Annotated in this window: 17 protein-coding genes; 2 read left to right on the top strand and 15 right to left on the bottom strand. The window is 44.6% G+C overall.

Annotation, left to right across the window (positions count from 1 at the left end):
* Positions 1-42: 42 nt before the first annotated feature.
* The 5 genes from pcrA to A361_RS01915 form a co-directional block, all read right to left on the bottom strand.
* Positions 43-2,274, bottom strand: a complete 2,232-nt coding sequence (pcrA, locus tag A361_RS01935) for a DNA helicase PcrA (protein WP_019382929.1) — start codon at positions 2,272-2,274, stop codon at positions 43-45.
* Between the two features lie 75 nt (positions 2,275-2,349).
* Complete coding sequence (locus A361_RS01930) at positions 2,350-3,036, bottom strand: heptaprenylglyceryl phosphate synthase (RefSeq protein ID WP_009336753.1); 687 nt, start codon at positions 3,034-3,036, stop codon at positions 2,350-2,352.
* A 162-nt stretch (positions 3,037-3,198) separates the two neighbouring features.
* Complete coding sequence (locus tag A361_RS01925) at positions 3,199-3,507, bottom strand: YerC/YecD family TrpR-related protein (protein WP_019382930.1); 309 nt, start codon at positions 3,505-3,507, stop codon at positions 3,199-3,201.
* Between the two features lie 40 nt (positions 3,508-3,547).
* Positions 3,548-4,603, bottom strand: coding sequence for a DUF3048 domain-containing protein (locus A361_RS01920; RefSeq protein WP_019382931.1), 1,056 nt, complete (start codon positions 4,601-4,603; stop codon positions 3,548-3,550).
* A 94-nt stretch (positions 4,604-4,697) separates the two neighbouring features.
* Positions 4,698-6,440 (bottom strand): adenine deaminase C-terminal domain-containing protein, encoded by a 1,743-nt coding sequence (locus A361_RS01915; protein ID WP_026041806.1) that lies wholly within the window; start codon positions 6,438-6,440, stop codon positions 4,698-4,700.
* Positions 6,441-6,635: 195 nt separating this feature from the next.
* Here A361_RS01915 and A361_RS01910 point away from each other — a divergent pair, with 195 nt between their 5' ends.
* Positions 6,636-6,926, top strand: coding sequence for a YgaP family membrane protein (locus A361_RS01910; protein ID WP_009336749.1), 291 nt, complete (start codon positions 6,636-6,638; stop codon positions 6,924-6,926).
* Between the two features lie 59 nt (positions 6,927-6,985).
* Positions 6,986-7,099 carry an EYxxD motif small membrane protein gene (locus A361_RS31360; RefSeq protein WP_335582802.1) on the top strand — a complete coding sequence of 38 codons (114 nt, stop codon included), beginning with the start codon at positions 6,986-6,988 and terminating at the stop codon, positions 7,097-7,099.
* Here the strand turns inward: A361_RS31360 and purD are convergent.
* From purD to purB, 10 genes are all read right to left on the bottom strand, one after another.
* Complete coding sequence (gene purD / locus A361_RS01905) at positions 7,077-8,345, bottom strand: phosphoribosylamine--glycine ligase (protein ID WP_019382932.1); 1,269 nt, start codon at positions 8,343-8,345, stop codon at positions 7,077-7,079. The two genes, A361_RS31360 and purD, sit on opposite strands and share 23 nt — an antisense overlap.
* Before the next feature lie 194 nt (positions 8,346-8,539).
* Entirely contained in the window at positions 8,540-10,075 is a 1,536-nt protein-coding gene (gene purH / locus A361_RS01900) for a bifunctional phosphoribosylaminoimidazolecarboxamide formyltransferase/IMP cyclohydrolase (RefSeq protein ID WP_019382933.1), read from the bottom strand.
* A gap of 34 nt (positions 10,076-10,109) precedes the next feature.
* Positions 10,110-10,691, bottom strand: a complete 582-nt coding sequence (gene purN, locus A361_RS01895; protein ID WP_019382934.1) for a phosphoribosylglycinamide formyltransferase — start codon at positions 10,689-10,691, stop codon at positions 10,110-10,112.
* A 13-nt stretch (positions 10,692-10,704) separates the two neighbouring features.
* Entirely contained in the window at positions 10,705-11,730 is a 1,026-nt protein-coding gene (gene purM, locus A361_RS01890; protein WP_019382935.1) for a phosphoribosylformylglycinamidine cyclo-ligase, read from the bottom strand.
* A 149-nt stretch (positions 11,731-11,879) separates the two neighbouring features.
* On the bottom strand, positions 11,880-13,277 hold the full coding sequence (gene purF / locus A361_RS01885) for an amidophosphoribosyltransferase (protein ID WP_009336744.1): 1,398 nt from the start codon (positions 13,275-13,277) through the stop codon (positions 11,880-11,882).
* Positions 13,262-15,478, bottom strand: coding sequence for a phosphoribosylformylglycinamidine synthase subunit PurL (gene purL / locus A361_RS01880; RefSeq protein WP_019382936.1), 2,217 nt, complete (start codon positions 15,476-15,478; stop codon positions 13,262-13,264). The genes purF and purL overlap by 16 nt, the downstream gene beginning before the upstream one ends.
* Positions 15,462-16,148, bottom strand: a complete 687-nt coding sequence (gene purQ / locus A361_RS01875) for a phosphoribosylformylglycinamidine synthase subunit PurQ (RefSeq protein ID WP_019382937.1) — start codon at positions 16,146-16,148, stop codon at positions 15,462-15,464. The genes purL and purQ overlap by 17 nt, the downstream gene beginning before the upstream one ends.
* Positions 16,145-16,399 carry a phosphoribosylformylglycinamidine synthase subunit PurS gene (gene purS / locus A361_RS01870; RefSeq protein WP_019382938.1) on the bottom strand — a complete coding sequence of 85 codons (255 nt, stop codon included), beginning with the start codon at positions 16,397-16,399 and terminating at the stop codon, positions 16,145-16,147. The genes purQ and purS overlap by 4 nt, the downstream gene beginning before the upstream one ends.
* Positions 16,387-17,112, bottom strand: a complete 726-nt coding sequence (purC, locus tag A361_RS01865; RefSeq protein WP_019382939.1) for a phosphoribosylaminoimidazolesuccinocarboxamide synthase — start codon at positions 17,110-17,112, stop codon at positions 16,387-16,389. Before purC ends, purS begins: the two co-directional genes overlap by 13 nt.
* 115 nt (positions 17,113-17,227) lie before the next feature.
* A complete protein-coding gene (gene purB / locus A361_RS01860) occupies positions 17,228-18,520 on the bottom strand; it encodes an adenylosuccinate lyase (RefSeq protein WP_009336739.1) in 1,293 nt (430 codons plus the stop codon).
* Positions 18,521-18,523: the final 3 nt, after the last annotated feature.

Genomic DNA, 18,523 nt, shown 5'->3' with positions numbered 1-18,523 from the left:
TTCTATAATCCTTTAAAAAATGCCTGGCAGGCTGCTCTAAATTTACGCCTTTGTAATCGGTGCAAATTTGGCCAGCAGACGTTTAATGCCAACTGGTTTTGGGAACGCAATATCCAGTTCTGTTCCTTCGCCGGAACCTTTTACACTGACAACTGTACCTGTACCCCATTTTCCGTGCTGGGCTTTGTCGCCGACTTTCCAGTCAATTTCATCTCCGCCTGTATTCGATGCAGATGGACGAACCACCGCTTTCCGCTGAGGCTGTGCTCCTCTTGAAGCTGAAGGAGATCCAAACGGGGATGATCCAAATGGAGACGGCTTTTTAGCAGGTTCAAGCCCATCCAGCAAATCAGCAGGAATTTCTTTGATAAATCGGGATGGCGGATTCATATTCGTGCGTCCAAATAAAGTACGCATTTGTGCATTCGTAATGTAAAGCTCCTCTTCTGCCCGCGTGATTCCCACATAAGCAAGACGGCGCTCCTCTTCCATTTCCGATTCTTCCATTAGAGAACGGCTGTGCGGGAATACACCTTCTTCAAGACCTAGTAAAAAGACAACAGGGAACTCTAGCCCTTTTGCTGAGTGAAGTGTCATAAGCACAACTGATTCAGCTTTTTCCCCATCATCATCCAATTTATCAATGTCAGCCACAAGAGCCAGATCAGTCAAAAATGCGATAAGCGATTTATCTTCGCTGGCTTCTTCAAAGTTTTTTGTAACAGATAGGAATTCATCAATGTTTTCCAGACGGCTCTGGGCTTCAATGGACTTCTCGGCAATGAGCATATCCCGGTAGCCTGATTTCTCCAGCAGCTCTTCCACAAGTTCTGTCACAGATAAGTATTCCTGCATTTGTGTATAGTTTTTAACCAAATCCCTGAATTCAATAGCCCCTTTTGTAATTTTCGGGCTCAGGCCAATCAGTTCAATGGACTCAAGAGCTTCAAACATGCTCATCTCGTGAAGCTGTGCAAAGTTGGCGATTTTATCAACGGAACCGGAGCCGATTCCGCGTTTTGGCACATTGATGACACGCTGAAGGCTGATATCATCATCCGGATTTGCAATCAGACGCAGGTAAGCAAGGATGTCCTTAATTTCTTTGCGGTCGTAGAACTTGATACCGCCGACAATGGAATATTCAATGTTCGACTTTAACAGTACTTCCTCCATTACACGGGACTGTGCGTTTGTGCGGTACAAGATAGCAATATCCGAAAAGCTTCGCTTGCCGCTGCTGATGTATTCTTTAATTTTCCCTGCAACAAACTGCGCTTCTCCCTGCTCGCTGTCGGCACGATAGTAGAAGATCTTATTGCCTTCTGCGTTTTCAGTCCAAAGGTTTTTTGGCTTTCTGTTGAGGTTCTTGCTGATGACTTCGTTCGCAGCCAGCAGAATCCTTTTAGTTGATCGGTAATTTTGTTCGAGCATAATAGTCTGTGCATTTGGATAATCCTTTTCAAAAGAAAGGATGTTGGCTATGTCCGCACCGCGCCATTTATAGATGGACTGATCGGAATCACCGACCACACACAGATTCTTGAAACGGCTTGCCAAAAGCTTGACCAGCATATACTGAGCTCTGTTAGTATCTTGGTACTCATCCACATGAATATACTGGAATTTGCGCTGATAATATTCAAGCACTTCCGGCACTCTCTGGAACAGCTGAATCGTGATCATAATAAGATCATCAAAATCAAGCGCCTGGTTGCGTCTTAGTCTCTTTTGGTACTCTGTATATACATCACTTGCAACCTGCTGAATATAATCTCCTGCTGTTTTCGCATACTCTTCAGGGGTAATCAATTCATTTTTTGCCGAGCTGATAGACCCCAGGATAGCACGCGGATCAAATTTCTTTGGATCCAGGTTTTTATCCTTGAGGATTGATTTAATCACCGATTGCTGATCTGTTGAATCAAGAATCGTGAAATTGCGGTTATAGCCAATACGGTCAATATCTCTTCTTAAGATTCGAACGCACATGGAGTGGAACGTCGAAATCCAGATTTCATCTGCAGCTCCGCCCATCATGTTATGAATACGGTCACGCATTTCACGGGCTGCTTTGTTTGTAAAAGTGATTGCCAGAATATTGTAGGGGTTCACACCCTTTTCTACCATCAAGTAAGCAATCCTGTGGGTAAGCACTCTTGTCTTTCCGCTTCCTGCTCCTGCCATTATAAGAAGTGGTCCGTCAGTTGTTTTTACCGCATTTTGCTGCTGCGGATTCAGTCCGTTCAATAATTTATTCGTTAAAAATTGCATTTCTTCTCTTCACCACCATAGAAACATATGTTCTTATATCTATTTTATCTTTTTTTATAATCATCAGCAACTGAATTAGGCACGAACAGCTTCGACAGTGGCCAATGCAGCCTGCAGATCATCGTAAATAATATTTCCGACCACAATTACGTCCGCATGCTCAGCCATTTGACTTGCCTGCTCGGCATTCATGATGCCGCCGCCGTAAAATAATACGGTTTCTTCAAGCGTATTTTTCACCTCTGCGACCACTTCAGCGTCTCCGTACTTTCCGCTGTATTCCAGATAGAAGATTGGCAGGCTGAACATCTTCTCAGCCATCATGGCATATGCCCTTACCTCATCCAATGATAAATCTGTCCTTGAATTGGTAACGTGTGCCGCTTTGCAATCTTCATTCAGGATGCAATAACCCTGAACCAGAATTTCTTCCCAATTCATGATATCCCCATATTCTTTTACAGCCTCCTGGTGAAGGCCTGTAATCCACTTCACGTCCCGGCTGTTAAGGACTGTCGGGATAAAGTATAAGTCAAAGCCCGGGGTAATTGAATCAATGGTTGAAACCTCCAGCACACAAGGGACTGTGTATCGGCGGATGCGTGCCATTAAATCCAGCACCTTTTCCAGCGTTACTCCGTCCGTCCCGCCCACAATAATCGCGTCTGTTCCAGACTCACAAATCATTTCCAGGTTTTCATCTGATATATTTTTATCCGGATCGAGCTTAAAAACGTGGCTCCATTCGCGAACATCATACATGCAAAATTGCCTCCATTCTATCATTCCATTTCATCATTATATCATTTAAGATTGTGAATAAAAAAGAAAAGCAGGAAGTCTTTATGAGGTGGAAAAAATTATTAGGGGAAACAAAGAAAAAAACCGCGGGAACAGCCCCATCGGTTTAAGTAATACGAATATTTACGCTTTTTCAGGTTCTTCTTCTTTGATTCTTTCCAGTGCCATTTCATAGGCATCATTTCCATAGTTGAGGCATCGCTTCACGCGGGAAATGGTTGCCGTGCTTGCGCCCGTATCTGTTTCAATTTTATGATAGGTTTTGCCTTCACGAAGCATGCGTGCCACTTCCAGACGCTGAGCCAGGGACTGTATTTCATTAACTGTGCATAAGTCATCAAAAAAGCGATAGCACTCTTCCAGGTCATTTAAAGATAAAACAGATTTAAATAACTGATCCAGTTCTTTGCCTCTTAGCTTATCAATTTGCATATATTTGCATACCCCTTTATTGTAATAGTTTTTGACATAATTATTGTTTAGCTTCAAAGGAAACCGTTTGCTCATTGCCCATGCTTGATGGAACGATGTTGATCCAGGTCTTTCCTGGCACCAGGCCAGCCTGTTTCCCATTTAATACAGGAAGAATTCGCCCGTCAATATTTTCCCATTTTACTTCTGTCACTTTCCCTTTTTGCAGGAGGTATCCTTTTCCCCCAGAAGTTAAGTTAATATCACGGCGGCCCGCGCTGTCAACCACTTTATGGTCTGCTTCTGCAATGAAGATGTTATCAAGCAATACAGGTTCGCCGGATTTGTAATCAGCTGTAAGTTCGCCATTGGAATATCTTTTGTATTTCTCCAGTGCCGCATCATACTCATAGATGACATTGAATAATTCATTGTCCAAATAGGAGATCATGGCAGAGTCAGCATCCTCTCCCTGAATAGCCTTTGCATCTTCCTTCGACAGAAACGCCAGAGATTCCGGTTCGTTTTCCATCACATAATTTCTTTCCTTTGCACCCTTCAGCACATTTTCGAATGAAATATAGGAATTATGAGGAGCCTGGCGGAAGCTTTCCCGTTTAAACAGTGTACCGTCATACTGCATTCCATTCAGATTATCAATATAGCCCTGATCCAGCAATTCTTTGGCTTCCGGACTATAGCCGTGGGCAATGTAGAGGCTGTCATAGCCTTTCGCCAGCTCAATATAATAATCTCTTGAACTTCTTACCGGCCCTATCATTTCGGGCTGCTCACTTTGAAAAATAGCAAGAAAACGCGTCACGTCCCCTTCTGCCAGCAATTCGTAGACGATATCAGCCTGGTTAAGCCCGGATTGCGGACGGGCTTTCGGATGATTATTGATCATCACCGCTACAGCCCTTCCATCCACCTCAGCCTCCGACCCGAAGCCTGTGAGAGGATAGTGAAATGGAAGTTCTTTTTCAGAGCTTACCCCTTTTGCAGCCTCTTCCGCTTTTTCCGTATCTTGTTTTTCAGGCTCTTCAGTTTTTTCTTTGCTGCAGCCAGAGACTAAAAGCATTGCCGCTGCTGATACAGCTATCCATCTTTTTAGCATTTAGCACCCCTGTGTTTTTTGCTTTGATGCAGGTTCTATGTTAGCTCCACCACTGAGCAGTCTTTATCTCTATTATATAGTATACTTTTATATTTTAACGCATTATCGTTGGAAAGAGTACCGTTTTATTCATTACATCATACATCCCCTGCTGAGTAATCCTGATATAAGGCAGATGCGTTGAAGAGAAAAAGAGCAGCGTATACATTGGATCTTCATGTCTATAGCCTTGATCACGCAAATAATGAACAAGCTGTTTTTCTTCCTCCATTAATTCCTCCACATTTTTATGGGACATCACACCCTTTAAGCGGAGTTCCATCTCCTGGACAATTCTTCCACCTTCTGATATGACAATGCCTCCGCCAATTTCTTTCAGCCGGTTAAAAGCATTCAGCATTTCCTGTTTTCTTTTTCCAATTAAGATAATGTCACCGGTATTGGAAAAAGAACTTGCCATTCCATCCAGGCTTTTCGAGAACCCTTTTAGTATCGTATTTATGCGCCAGTGTCCATTCCGGTCAACAAGCATGAAGAAACATTCATCATGGTCTTTCTCCAGTTCTTCGGATGAAACGTCAATCGTGATGGAGTAGGGCTTCGTAATAACTGCATTCTCCAGTTTTATCCCGAAAGGCATGGAGAATTGCATATCATCAGCAGTTAGCTCCCAATCAATATCCAGCGGTTCGAAGCCGTATTCTCCCCATTCTACAGGCTTATAGGCGTGCAGGTTTTCACCATCTCTTTTCACCCACTCCCCTTTGGCAATAACAGATAATGGAGTTGGTTCTTTTTCATCTGACAGAAAATTAATATTGGCCACCCTTCCTGTCGCAATGGAGCCATGTAAATAATCGATTCCATAATGACGGGCCACATTAATGGTAGCCATGTTATAAGCATCAATTACCGGCACTCCTTTATCTATGGCAATGCGGATCATATGGTCAATAATTCCCTGTTCATAGAAGGAGGAAAAGGAACCGTCTGTTGTGAAGATCATCCGATCATATTGATCAATGCCGATTTCATGCATCTCGTCCAATAAAACCGGCAAATCGGGACGGATGGAAGAATATCTGAGAGATACGGTATATCCCTGTAAAAGACGATTGTAAATATCCTTTCCCGTCATCGACTCATGGTCGCAATCAGCACCAAGCAGCATGAGCTTTGCCAGCGTTTTTTCGGATGCCCCAGGAAAATGGCCTTCAATCTTTTTCCTCATCCGCTTAGTCTCCTGAATCCAATGAAGCATCATATCATCGCCATCCAAAAGCTTCGGCCAGCCTGTAAGCTCTCCTCCCTGAAGCACGGCATCATGCTCAAGCCATGATTTAACGTTCCCATGCGAAAAAACGGATTCTTCATGCTGGATTTCCGTTTGTGCATCAAATCGGCACCACCAATAAGTTGTTGCAGGCATGTTTCTCATTTCCTTCAGGAAAGAAAACGCTTTCTTTTTATCCTGCTGTAAAGCAAGGACCATATTGTCATTAATCAGGGTTGTTGTACCAAACTGCGATGCATAGCTCGCCAGGGAATGGGGATTATATAATTGAAATGGATGGGCATGCGGTTCAATATATCCAGGAACCAGCGTGAGTCCCGTACAATCAACGACCTCACACTGTTCTATTTTTTCCGGCAGCTTTTCGCCCACATAAACAATACGGTCGCCATAAATCCATATATTTGCTGTTATCCATTTGCGAAGTGCCTGATTAAGATAACGGGCGTTCTTTAGTAATATCGTCGGTGACAGTTTTCCGTCCAATACGGAAACATGTTCACGCAAGTGTCTGTTTTTCCAACGGTAACGCTGTTCCAGCACCATACTCCCTCCCTTGTTGATATCTATATATAAAAGACTCTGTTTTTAGAATAAAATCAATGAGTGAAATGGCTATAAATCAATAAAGAAAGCCCTTTCATTTCTCTTGTTTTTTATAGTAACATATTTCACTGTTTAACGCATTAAAGAATCAGTAAAAGATTGTAAAATTTTTGTGAAAGTGGTGACACAACCATGAATGTAAAACCAAATATCGGCATAGTAAATGCCTTAATACGCATAACAGTCGGATTAACTGTCTTAGCCTGGAGCACTTCAAAGCTTGTGAAAAGACCTTGGCGGGACTCTTACCTCATGATGGCCATGCTGGGCGGCATGAAGGTGGCAGAGGGAATTGTCCGCTTTTGCCCTTTGACAGCTCTTTTTGAAAGAGGCCAGGACATGGTTCAGGAAAAGCGAAAGCAGGATGGCAATCACAATAATGATGATGCTGTTGAGGAAATTCTCCCGTATAATCCATCTTAAATTTCTTAAAAAATCCAGCTCCCTATATGGGGGCTGGAAAATTGAAAGGAGCTGACAATATGTTTTGGGAATACGTAATGGATATGACGTTCGTCCTGGCAGCAATAATTGGAAGCATTGTAGCACTCCTGTTTGTGTATATCCGGAAGACTAAGAAAGGACGTGCGCGATAGCTTTATCGGCAATATCTTTGCGGTAGAATACACCTTCACACTGAAGATTTTCGAGTTCGGAATATACCTTTTGCTGTGCTTCTTTCAGAGTAGGAGCTTTAGCGCCTGCCAGCAGCACGCGGCCTCCATTTGTCACATACTCACCTGAGCTGTTTCGATCAGTGCCGGCATGGAAGACGGAGACATTTGTAAGTGATTGAAGCCCATTCAGAACGGCTCCTTTTTCATAAGCTTCAGGGTAGCCTTTAGAAGCAGCAACCACTCCGACGATTGCTTCCTTATCCCACTCGATTTCAGGCTGTTCCCCTTTTAGGACTGCCAGCATTACTCCCGCCAGATCCGACTTCATGCGGGGTAAAATCACCTGTGTTTCAGGATCTCCAAAACGGGCATTAAATTCAATTACCTTCGGGCCTGCTGTTGTTTTGATCAGACCTGCATACAGGATACCGGTAAAACTTCGGCCTTCCTGAATCATTGCTTTTGCTGCCGGCTTCAAAACATGTTCAACAGCCGCTGCAACTGTTTCATCACCAATATGCGGTACCGGTGAATAAGCCCCCATTCCGCCAGTATTCGGTCCCTGGTCTCCATCATAGGCACGCTTGTGGTCCTGTGCAATTTCTAGCGGAATCACCGTTTCACCGTTCACAAAGGCCATTAAGGAAAATTCTTCGCCTTCAAGGAATTCTTCAATTACAACCGTTGAAGAAGCTTGGCCAAACTTTTCATTCAATAAAAGTTCCTCAATCCCAGACAATGCTTCCTGCATAGTCATGGCCACTATTACGCCTTTTCCGGCTGCAAGGCCATCTGCTTTAAGAACAATGGGAGCGCCTTTTGCTTCAATATAGGCTTTCGCTTCTTCATAGTTGCTGAATACCCCATATTCGGCAGTGGGGATAGCATATTTCTTCATTAGCTCCTTGGCAAAGGACTTGCTGCCTTCAATTTCGGCTGCTGCTTTTCTCGGCCCAAATACCTTTAACCCGGCTTCTTCAAATCGGTCAGCCAGCCCCTCAAGCAGCGGCACTTCCGGCCCGATTACAGTCAATTCGATTTCATTATCCTGAGCAAACTGCACAAGTTTTTCCTGTTCATGTTCCTGGATGGCAACCGCTTGAGCTGAATCTTCCATTCCCGGATTTCCTGGAGCCGCAAAAACCTGTTTCACTGAAGGGCTTTGATTCATCTTCCAGCAAATTGCATGCTCTCGGCCGCCTCTTCCTATAACCAATACCTTCATTACGCCCACCTCCGTAAAAATGTCAGCTATAATAGCAAGGCCCCTGATCGAGGCGCTTCCGCTTTTCGTATTGTCCAGCTCCAGCGCCTAGGGGCTCGAGGTCATAAGCCAACCTGTCAAAAAGGTAAAGGGCCACCTTTCCGACAGCTCGTCTTATGCTTGTCGCCCCTGATCGAGGCGCTTCCGCTTTTCGATTAATGTTTAAAATGACGTACGCCTGTAAAGACCATTGCAATTCCGTACTCATCAGCCTTTTTGATGGAATCCTCATCACGGATTGAGCCTCCCGGCTGGATGATGGCTGTGATGCCTGCTTTGGCTGCCGTTTCAACTGTATCGTTCATTGGGAAAAAGGCATCGGATGCCAGTACAGCTCCGTTCGCTTTTTCACCGGCCTGCTCAAGCGCAATTTTGGCAGAGCCTACGCGGTTCATCTGCCCGGCACCGACCCCAAGTGTCATATTTGCATCATTTACGACAATGGCATTGGATTTTACATGCTTCACAACTTTCCAGCCCAGCTTCAATGCTTTCCACTCTTCTTCTGTTGGCTCTCTCTTGGTCGGAACTTTTACTTCTGCATTATCAAGGGTGAATAGATCATATTCCTGCGTCAGCAAGCCGCCTTCAATGGCGGACAATCTCATCTCCGCTTTCTTTTTGCCTTCAAAAGGAATAGTCAGCAGGCGCAGATTCTTTTTCCCTTTTAAAATCTCAAGCGCTTCATTTGAGAAGGAAGGTGCAATGATGATTTCAAGGAAGATTTCATATAGCTTTTTCGCTGTCTCAGCGTCTACTTCCCTGTTCAGGGCAATAATGCCGCCAAAGATTGATACAGGGTCCGCCTCGAAAGCTTTTGAAAAAGCTTCGAATACATTTTCCCCAGTCCCCACTCCGCAAGGATTCATATGCTTAACTGCAACCGCTGCAGGCTCTGAGAATTCCTTTACTATTTGGAGAGCTGCATCTGCATCATTGATATTGTTGTAGGATAATTCCTTGCCGTGAAGCTGTTCAGCGTTAGCAATCGAAAATTCAGAACCAAGCGGCTTGCGGTAAAAGGCAGCCTTTTGATGCGGATTTTCCCCGTATCTCAATGTTTGCTTCAGTTCATACGTAACCGTTAATTTTTCAGGTGTTTCTTCATTTGCCAAATCTGTCATATATTCAGCGATCATCGCATCATAGGAAGCAGTATGGCGGAAAACCTTTGCAGCGAGTCTGCGGCGGGTTTCCTTTTGAACCTCTCCGGTTTCTTTTAGCTGTGAAAGAACTGTTTCATAATCGGCCGGATCCACCACAACCGTTACATAGTCATGGTTTTTGGCGGAGGCACGCAGCATGGCCGGGCCGCCGATATCAATATTCTCTATCGCATCCTCTACTGTCACATCTGGCTTAGCGATAGTTTGCTGGAACGGATACAAATTCACGCACACAACCTGGATAGGCTGGATTCCATGCTCCTCAAGCTGCTGTTTGTGGCCTGGTTCGCCATGCTTTGCCAGCAGCCCGCCATGAATCATTGGATTTAATGTTTTCACACGCCCTTCCAAAATTTCCGGAAAGCCTGTCACATCACTTACTCCGATAACGGGGACTCCACTCTCTTCCAGCGCTTTTTTTGTACCGCCTGTTGAGATAATTTCAAAACCCAGTTCGCTTAACTGCTCGGCAAATTCTGTTATGCCATTTTTATCGGAAACACTGATTAATGCACGTTTCTTCATGTTCGCTCCCCCTGTCTCTGTTGAATGATACACTTTAGTTCTCTACCATTTTAGCATAGAAAAGATTTTGCAAAACCTGCGGATAAAGTTTGTGCTCGACTTCATGTATCTTCTTTTGAAGGCTATCCAGCGTTTCACCCGCACTTATATCAACTACCGCTTGAGCAATAATCGGCCCAGTATCCATACCTTCATCGACAAAATGAACCGTTACACCGCTTACCTTCACATTGGCAGATAACGCTTGGCCAATTGCATCCTTACCAGGAAAAGCAGGAAGAAGAGAAGGATGGATATTAATAATCCTGCCTTCAAACTCTTTCAAAAGCGTCGGGCCGATCAGTCTCATGTAGCCTGCGAGAATAATATACTCGGCGCCGCTCTCCTTCAGCCTTTGCAAAATCGCTCTTTCATACTCTGCTTTGCCAGCATAGTCTTTAGCTGAAAAAACAAACTGCGGAACCTGTTCGTTTTGTGCACGCTGTGTGCTGTATGCACCTGGCCGATCACAGACAAACAAGACGATCTCAGCCTGCAAATCACCTTTTTTTACAGCATCGGCAATGGCCTGAAAGTTCGTTCCGCTTCCGGAAGCAAACACTGCGATTTTTTTCATGACTTCCTCCAAGTTACAGAATTTCAATTCCTTCCTGATCCGTCACTGTCCCCATTAGATAGGATTTTTCTCCGATATCATTAAAATAGGTGATTAGTTTATCAGCATTTTCTTTATCCGCTGCAATCACCATGCCTGTTCCCATATTAAAAATGTTGTACATTTCTTTGCGTTCCAGTCCGCCGATCTTCTCCATAAGCGTGAACACAGGCGGCACTTCCCAATTGCTTTCACTAAGCTGGGCGCCAAGACCTTCAGGCAGCATGCGGGGGATATTTTCAATAAATCCGCCTCCGGTAATATGCGCCATGCCCTTCAGCTTGAATTGCTTCATAGCTGATAGAAGCGGCTTTACATAAATTTTTGTAGGGCGAAGCAGCTCTTCCCCTAAAGTGCAGCCTAATTCTTCTACATGATCTGTCAAGGACAGATTCGCTTTTTCAAAAAACAGCTTTCTGACAAGTGAGTAGCCATTGCTGTGAATTCCGCTGGATGCAAGCCCAATCAGTACATCTCCAGCTTTAATATCGGAACCATTAATCAGGCTGGATTTTTCACAGGCACCGACCGCAAAGCCGGCAAGGTCATATTCCTCCTCACTGTACATGCCAGGCATCTCAGCTGTTTCACCGCCTACGAGTGCGCATCCTGCCTGTTCGCAGCCATCCGCAATTCCTTTCACAATCGCTTCAATCCGTTCAGGCGCCGCTTTTCCGCAGGCGATATAATCCAAGAAATAAAGAGGTTCCGCTCCCTGTACAACAATATCATTTACACACATTGCGACCGCATCAATCCCAATCGTGTCATGCTTATCCATCATAAAAGCGAGCATCAGCTTCGTGCCGACACCATCTGTACCTGATACTAAAACCGGTTCCTTCAGGTTAAGTTCAGATAGATCGAACATGCCGCCAAATCCGCCCAAACCGCCAAGCACACCAGGACGAATCGTCTTCTGTACGTGCTTTTTCATGCGGGAAACTGCTTCATAGCCAGCTTCAATATCTACTCCGGCCTGTTTATATGCATTTGCCATTCCTTTTCACCTCTTGGTTGGAAAAATAAAGGCCGATTTTGTATTTTATCGGCCAACATTGTGCTTTTACCGGTCAAAAATGATGATTTACCGGTTAATTCTTTATATTTACCGGCCAAAAAGAGCAAAATACCGGCCAAGTTTCATATTTATACCTTTTCATAAGGATGCAAAGTGCTTGGATAAATCTCCGTCGGATACTGGCCTGTAAAGCATGCCAGGCATTGTCCGTCTTTTCGGCCGATTGCTTTGACCATGCCCTCTGCACTTAAAAAGGTAAGTGTGTCCGCACCAATGATTTCTCTTATTTCCTCAACTGAATGATTGCCGGCAATCAATTCTTCCTTTGTTGATGTGTCGATTCCATAGAAACATGGATTTTTAATTGGCGGTGAACTGATAAGCACATGCACTTCTGTAGCTCCTGCTTCTTTCAGCATTGTGACGATCCGTCTGCTTGTTGTTCCTCGAACGATCGAGTCGTCCACCATGATGACTCTCTTGCCCTCTACAACTCCGCGTACCGGAGACAGCTTCATTTTTACACCCTGCTCACGCAGCGATTGGGATGGCTGGATAAAAGTCCGGCCAACATAGCGGTTTTTTATCAAGCCCATCTCATATGGAATGCCTGTAGCTTCAGCATAGCCAATCGCGACAGAGATGCTTGAGTCAGGTACGCCCGTAACGACGTCCCCTTCAACTGGCGCCTCAAAGGCAAGCTGCTTTCCAAGGTTTTTCCGGGCTGTATGAACGTTGATCCCGTTGATATTACTGTCCGGACGGGAAAAATAAACATATTCCATAGTGCACATTGCAATATTAGAGGCCATTGCAAACATTTCAGAACGGAATCCATTGTCGTCAATAATCAGCAGTTCTCCTGGCAGGATATCGCGGATATACTCTGCACCGACAACATCAAAAGCACATGTTTCAGATGCAACCGCATAAGCATCGCCGATTTTGCCAAGCGAGAGCGGCCTCATGCCGTTCGGATCCAGCGCAACCATCAGTTCTGTTTCGGTCATGATCAGAAAAGCATAAGCTCCTTTAATCATGGATAAAGCATTTTTGACACGGTCCTTAAGTGAAGAGAAGCCTGCACGCTTAATTAAGTGAGCCAGCACCTCTGTATCCGAGCTCGTTTGAAAAATGCTTCCCTGTCCTTCAAGCTGATGCTTCAATGCAGTCGCATTCACCAGGTTTCCATTATGGCAAAGTGCAAGACTTCCGCTTTGTGAGTTGAATAGCAGAGGCTGGACATTTTCATATCCGCCCCCGCCGGCAGTCGCATAGCGTACATGTCCGATTGCTGCTTTTCCTTCCAGTTCCTTCATGGCATCTGCAGTGAAAATTTCCGTTACTAGCCCCTCACCTTTTATGCCTTTCAGCTTTTTGCCATCGGTAACAACCATTCCCGTGCCTTCCTGGCCGCGGTGCTGCAGACTATGAAGCCCGTAATACGTGATCTGGGAAGCATCCTGATGCCCCCAGATTCCAAAAACACCGCACTCTTCATTCAGTCCTCTTATTTCAGCAAGCATGGGATAGCCCCTTTCCAGGCCTGCTTTAGAACGTCAACCTGTTCAGCAAGCAATAGGCCCTCTTCATTGGAGATATAAAGTATAGGTGCTTCTGTTACTTCACCGATTAATGTCGCGTCTACTAAACTTTCAAATACTTCCTGGTTTTCTTTTTTGACAGATAGCAAGAAACGGGATTGTGATTCACTGAATAAAGCTGAAGTCGCATTTCCTTTTACCTTGATATCCGCTCCCAGACCTGTTGAACCAATCAGGCTTTCCGCAGCTGCTACCGCTAAACCGCCTTCTGCCACATCATGGGCAGATGCAACAAGTCCCGAACGAATAGCTTTTAAAATTTGTTCCTGTGCCTTTTCTTCTTTTTCGAGATCAAGTTCAGGCGCTTTTCCAAAAATCTTGCCGTATGTCATCTTCTGCAGCTCACTGCCGCCGAACTCATCCTTTGTTTCGCCTACCAGATAAATAAGATCACCAGCTGCTTTAAATGATTGTGTTGTAACATGATCAATGTCATCAACAAGCCCGACCATTCCAATGACAGGTGTTGGGTAGATAGCTGTTCCATTTGTTTCGTTATATAAAGAGACGTTTCCGCCGATAACTGGCGTATTCAATGTGCGGCATGCTTCACTGATTCCATCTGCCGCTTTTTCGATTTGCCAGAAGATTTCAGGCTTCTCCGGGTTTCCGAAGTTAAGATTATCTGTTATCGCCAATGGCTGACCGCCGGAGCAAATGATATTTCTTGCTGCTTCAGCCACAGCAATTTTTCCGCCTGTTTCAGGATCAAGATACATATAACGTGAATTACAGTCTGTCGTCATGGCCAATCCTTTGCGGGTGCCGCGGATGCGAATGACTGCAGCATCTGATCCAGGTGCCACTACTGTATTCGTGCGGACCATATAGTCATACTGGTCATAAACCCATTCCTTGCTGGCGATTGTCGGCTGCTGAAGGAGCTTTACCAATGTTTCTTTATAATCTTCAACCGCAGGAACTTCATTTTCCATTGCCTGAAATTCGCGGAAATATTCCGGCTCGCTTGATGGCTTATGATAAACCGGCGCATCCTCTGCAAGCGCATCTACCGGCAGCTCTGCTACCACTTCTCCCTGATGAGTCAGGCGGAGCATTTTATCATCGGTTACCTTGCCGATAGATACTGCTTCAAGGCCATACTTGGAAAATAAATCAACGATCTCCTGCTCGCGTCCTTTTTTCACGACAATCAGCATTCTCTCCTGAGACTCGGAAAGCATCATTTCATATGCAGTCATGCCTGTTTCCCTTTGAGGAACAAGGTCAAGATTCATTTCAATTCCGGATCCCGCTTTGCTGGCCATCTCAGCAGAAGAGCTTGTCAGACCGGCAGCTCCCATATCCTGAATGCCGACAAGCGCGTCAGACTGGACCAGTTCAAGGCATGCCTCTAGCAGAAGCTTTTCCATGAATGGATCGCCAACCTGGACAGCCGGGCGTTTTGATTCTGATTGGTCTGTTAATTCTTCAGATGCAAAAGTAGCACCATGGATACCGTCACGGCCGGTTTTTGCTCCAACATACATGACTGTGTTGCCTACTCCATGGGCCTGGCCTTTTTTAATATCCTTATGGTCGATTAAGCCGACACACATAGCGTTTACAAGCGGATTTCCTTCATAGGAAGAATCAAACTGCACTTCTCCCCCAACTGTTGGAATGCCGATGCAGTTTCCGTAACCTGCAATGCCTGCGACTACTTCTTTAAAAAGGTACCGTACACGAGGAGTATCCAATTCTCCAAAGCGTAAAGAGTTGAGGAGCGCGACCGGTCTTGCTCCCATTGAAAATACATCGCGGATAATCCCGCCGACACCTGTTGCTGCCCCCTGGTAAGGCTCGATTGCAGACGGATGGTTGTGGCTTTCAATTTTAAAAACAACTGCTTGCCCATCGCCGATATCAACAATTCCAGCTCCTTCCCCTGGTCCCTGAAGTACTTTCTCTCCTGTTGTCGGAAATTTGCTTAAAACGGGCTTTGAGTTTTTATAGCTGCAATGCTCTGACCACATAACCGAAAACAAACCGATTTCTGTGTAATTTGGCAAACGCCCGATAATCTTTTCAATCATCGCAAATTCGTCATCAGACAAACCCATTTCTTTGTATACCTTCTGTGCCTTTAACTGTTCCGGACTTGGCTCAAGCATTAACGACATGTGCTTCCCTCCATTGTTTTACGATTGATTGAAAAAGTTTCAGGCCATCTGCTCCCCCTAAAAGCTCATCAACAGCTCTTTCAGGGTGCGGCATCATGCCGAGTACATTTCCTTTTTCATTGACAATGCCTGCGATGTTTTCCAGGCTGCCATTTGGATTCGTTCCATTGTAAGTAAAAACGATTTGGTTATTTTTCTTCAATTCAGCTAGAACAGCTTCATCACAATAATAGTTTCCTTCACCATGGGCGATCGGAATATTGATTACTTCATCCTTCTCATATGCAGATGAAAACATGGTCTCATTGTTTTCAACCCGTAACTCCACGGTGCGGCAGATGAATTTCAGGCTATCGTTTCTTCTCATTGCCCCAGGCAAAAGACCAGCTTCAAGAAGGATTTGAAATCCATTGCAGACGCCCAGGATCGGCTTTCCTGCTTCAGCCGCTTTAACAACTTCTTTCATGACATTACTGAAGCGTGCGACAGCACCCGAACGGAGATAATCTCCGTAAGAGAAACCGCCGGGAAGAAGAATCCCGTCATATTCGTCTAAACTTTCCGCGTCATGCCAGACATATTCGGCTTCCGCTCCAAGCTCATCCTTTACTGCATGGTACATGTCGATGTCACAATTAGACCCTGGAAATACGATCACAGCAAACTTCACTGAGCAACAGCCTCCTCAATTTCAAAGCGGTAATCTTCAATCACTACATTAGCTAATAAGCGCTCACACATTTCCTTCACAGCTTCTTCAACAGGACGGTCGCTTTTATCCACTATCAGTTCCATGTATTTTCCAATGCGCACATCAGACACTTCGCTGTAATTCATGGAATGCAGAGAATTTTTTACAACTGTTCCTTGAGGATCTAGAACACTTTCTCTTAATGTGACGAAAACTTTTACTTTGTACATACTGTTTGGCCTCCCAGTCGAGCTAAAATATTTTCATAAGCATCTGTTAAATTTCCAAGGTCTCTGCGGAAAACATCTTTATCCAGCTTTTCATTTGTTTCAATATCCCAAAGCCTGCAAGTATCTGGCGAAATCTCATCAGCCAGCAGAATTTGTCCTGATTCATCTTTACCAAACTCCAGCTTAAAATCTACTAATTTAATGCCGAGGTCTTTGAAAAAGTCTCTTAAAATGGCATTAACCTGAAGTGCCTTTTCCTGTAAAAGGGCTGCTTCCTTTTTATCAGCCAGCTGAAGAACTTCAATATGATCTTCTGTCAGCAGCGGATCACCGAGCTCGTCATCTTTGTAGTAGAATTCAACAATCGGCCTCGGTAACTCTTTCCCTTCTACAACTCCCAATCTCTTAGAAAAGCTCCCCGCTGCAACATTGCGGACCACTGTTTCGAGCGGAATGATATCCACCTTTTTAACAAGCTGCTCAGTCTCTGAAAGTCTTTCAATAAAGTGAGATTCAATTCCCAGGTCATGAAGCTTTGAAAAAAGCAAACTCGTAATCTCGTTATTCAAACGGCCCTTGCCGCTGATGCTTGCTTTTTTCTCACCATTAAAGGCTGTTGCAGAATCTTTGTATTCAATCCAGACGATATTTTCATCGTTTGTTTGATAAACCTTTTTGGCTTTGCCTTCGTATAACAATTCTCCTTTTTCCATAGCGGAGAGCCTCCCTTATTTGAATAGCACATGTCTGCTAGACATTATTATTAAGAAGATTGGGAATTTTCCCGATAATAAAGAGGTAAAGACTGCTCTTTACCTCTTTATTTTTTTATAAACCTAGACGGTCAAAAATGGTGTCCACATGCTTGATGTGGTAGTTATAGTCAAAGCAGTCATCTATTTCTGCTTCGGTTAGCTTTGATGTAATCGTCTCGTCCTGCTCGATCAGGCTGCGGAATTGCACCTGTTTTTCCCACGCTTCCATAGCCCGCGGCTGAACAGTATCATATGCCTCTTCACGAGTCATGCCTTTGTCAATTAAGGCCAGAAGAACACGCTGAGAGTAAATCAGCCCTAACGTACGGTCCATATTGCGCTTCATGTTTTCAGGGAAGACTGTTAAATTTTTCACGATATTTCCAAAGCGGTTCAGCATATAGTTCAGCGCAATCGTTGCGTCAGGCAGTATGATTCTTTCAGCTGATGAGTGGGAAATATCCCGCTCATGCCATAATGCCACATTTTCATACGCAGTCATCATATAGCCGCGGATCACTCTTGCCATTCCCGTCATATTTTCTGAACCAATCGGGTTGCGTTTGTGCGGCATTGCTGAAGATCCCTTTTGACCTTTCGCGAAGAACTCTTCCACTTCACGCGTTTCGCTTTTTTGCAGGCCGCGGATCTCTGTCGCAAATTTTTCAATTGAAGTGGCTACAAGCGCAAGCGCCCCCATATAATGTGCATGACGGTCACGCTGAAGTGTTTGCGTTGAAATGGGCGCTGGCTGGATGCCCAGCTTTTCACACACATATTTTTCAACAAACGGATCGATGTTTGCATATGTTCCAACTGCACCTGAGATTTTACCGAATTCCACTCCAGCAGCTGCTTCTTTAAAGCGGTCAAGATTACGCTTCATTTCTTCATACCATAGTGCAAGCTTTAATCCGAATGTAGTCGGCTCAGCATGTACCCCGTGCGTACGGCCCATCATTACTGTATGCTTGTGTTCCTGTGCTTTGTTTTTCAGGATTTCCACAAAGCGTTCGATATCTTTTAGAAGAATATCATTCGCCTGTTTGATTAAGTATGAAAGCGCCGTATCAACCACATCTGTGGAAGTAAGCCCGTAATGAACCCATTTGCGTTCCTCGCCAAGCGTTTCAGATACCGCACGAGTAAAAGCGACCACATCATGCCGTGTTTCCTCTTCGATTTCTTTAATACGGTCAATATTAAAAGAAGCATTCTCACGGATTTTCTGAACATCTTCTTTCGGAATATCCCCTAATTCAGCCCAAGCTTCACAAGCAAGAATTTCTACCTCAAGCCAAGCCTGAAAGCGGTTCTCTTCTGTCCAGATAGCTCCCATTTCCGGTCTCGTATAGCGTTCAATCATGTT

Source organism: Cytobacillus oceanisediminis 2691 (genome assembly GCF_000294775.2).
Classification (GTDB): Bacteria; Bacillota; Bacilli; order Bacillales; family Cytobacillaceae; genus Cytobacillus; species Cytobacillus pseudoceanisediminis.
The sequence above is the reverse complement of the archived record's forward strand: the minus strand, read 5'-3'. Positions and strand labels throughout refer to the sequence as shown.

Excerpts from the sequence above, each read along its gene's own strand:
- pcrA (WP_019382929.1), bottom strand. The coding sequence starts at position 2,274 with ATGCAATTTTTAACGAATAAATTATTGAACGGACTGAATCCGCAGCAG.
- A361_RS01930 (WP_009336753.1), bottom strand. The coding sequence starts at position 3,036 with ATGTATGATGTTCGCGAATGGAGCCACGTTTTTAAGCTCGATCCGGAT.
- A361_RS01925 (WP_019382930.1), bottom strand. The coding sequence starts at position 3,507 with ATGCAAATTGATAAGCTAAGAGGCAAAGAACTGGATCAGTTATTTAAA.
- A361_RS01920 (WP_019382931.1), bottom strand. The coding sequence starts at position 4,603 with ATGCTAAAAAGATGGATAGCTGTATCAGCAGCGGCAATGCTTTTAGTC.
- A361_RS01910 (WP_009336749.1), top strand. The coding sequence starts at position 6,636 with ATGAATGTAAAACCAAATATCGGCATAGTAAATGCCTTAATACGCATA.
- A361_RS31360 (WP_335582802.1), top strand. The coding sequence starts at position 6,986 with ATGTTTTGGGAATACGTAATGGATATGACGTTCGTCCTGGCAGCAATA.
- purD (WP_019382932.1), bottom strand. The coding sequence starts at position 8,345 with ATGAAGGTATTGGTTATAGGAAGAGGCGGCCGAGAGCATGCAATTTGC.
- purH (WP_019382933.1), bottom strand. The coding sequence starts at position 10,075 with ATGAAGAAACGTGCATTAATCAGTGTTTCCGATAAAAATGGCATAACA.
- purN (WP_019382934.1), bottom strand. The coding sequence starts at position 10,691 with ATGAAAAAAATCGCAGTGTTTGCTTCCGGAAGCGGAACGAACTTTCAG.
- purM (WP_019382935.1), bottom strand. The coding sequence starts at position 11,730 with ATGGCAAATGCATATAAACAGGCCGGAGTAGATATTGAAGCTGGCTAT.
- purF (WP_009336744.1), bottom strand. The coding sequence starts at position 13,277 with ATGCTTGCTGAAATAAGAGGACTGAATGAAGAGTGCGGTGTTTTTGGA.
- purL (WP_019382936.1), bottom strand. The coding sequence starts at position 15,478 with ATGTCGTTAATGCTTGAGCCAAGTCCGGAACAGTTAAAGGCACAGAAG.
- purS (WP_019382938.1), bottom strand. The coding sequence starts at position 16,399 with ATGTACAAAGTAAAAGTTTTCGTCACATTAAGAGAAAGTGTTCTAGAT.
- purC (WP_019382939.1), bottom strand. The coding sequence starts at position 17,112 with ATGGAAAAAGGAGAATTGTTATACGAAGGCAAAGCCAAAAAGGTTTAT.
- purB (WP_009336739.1), bottom strand. The coding sequence starts at position 18,520 with ATGATTGAACGCTATACGAGACCGGAAATGGGAGCTATCTGGACAGAA.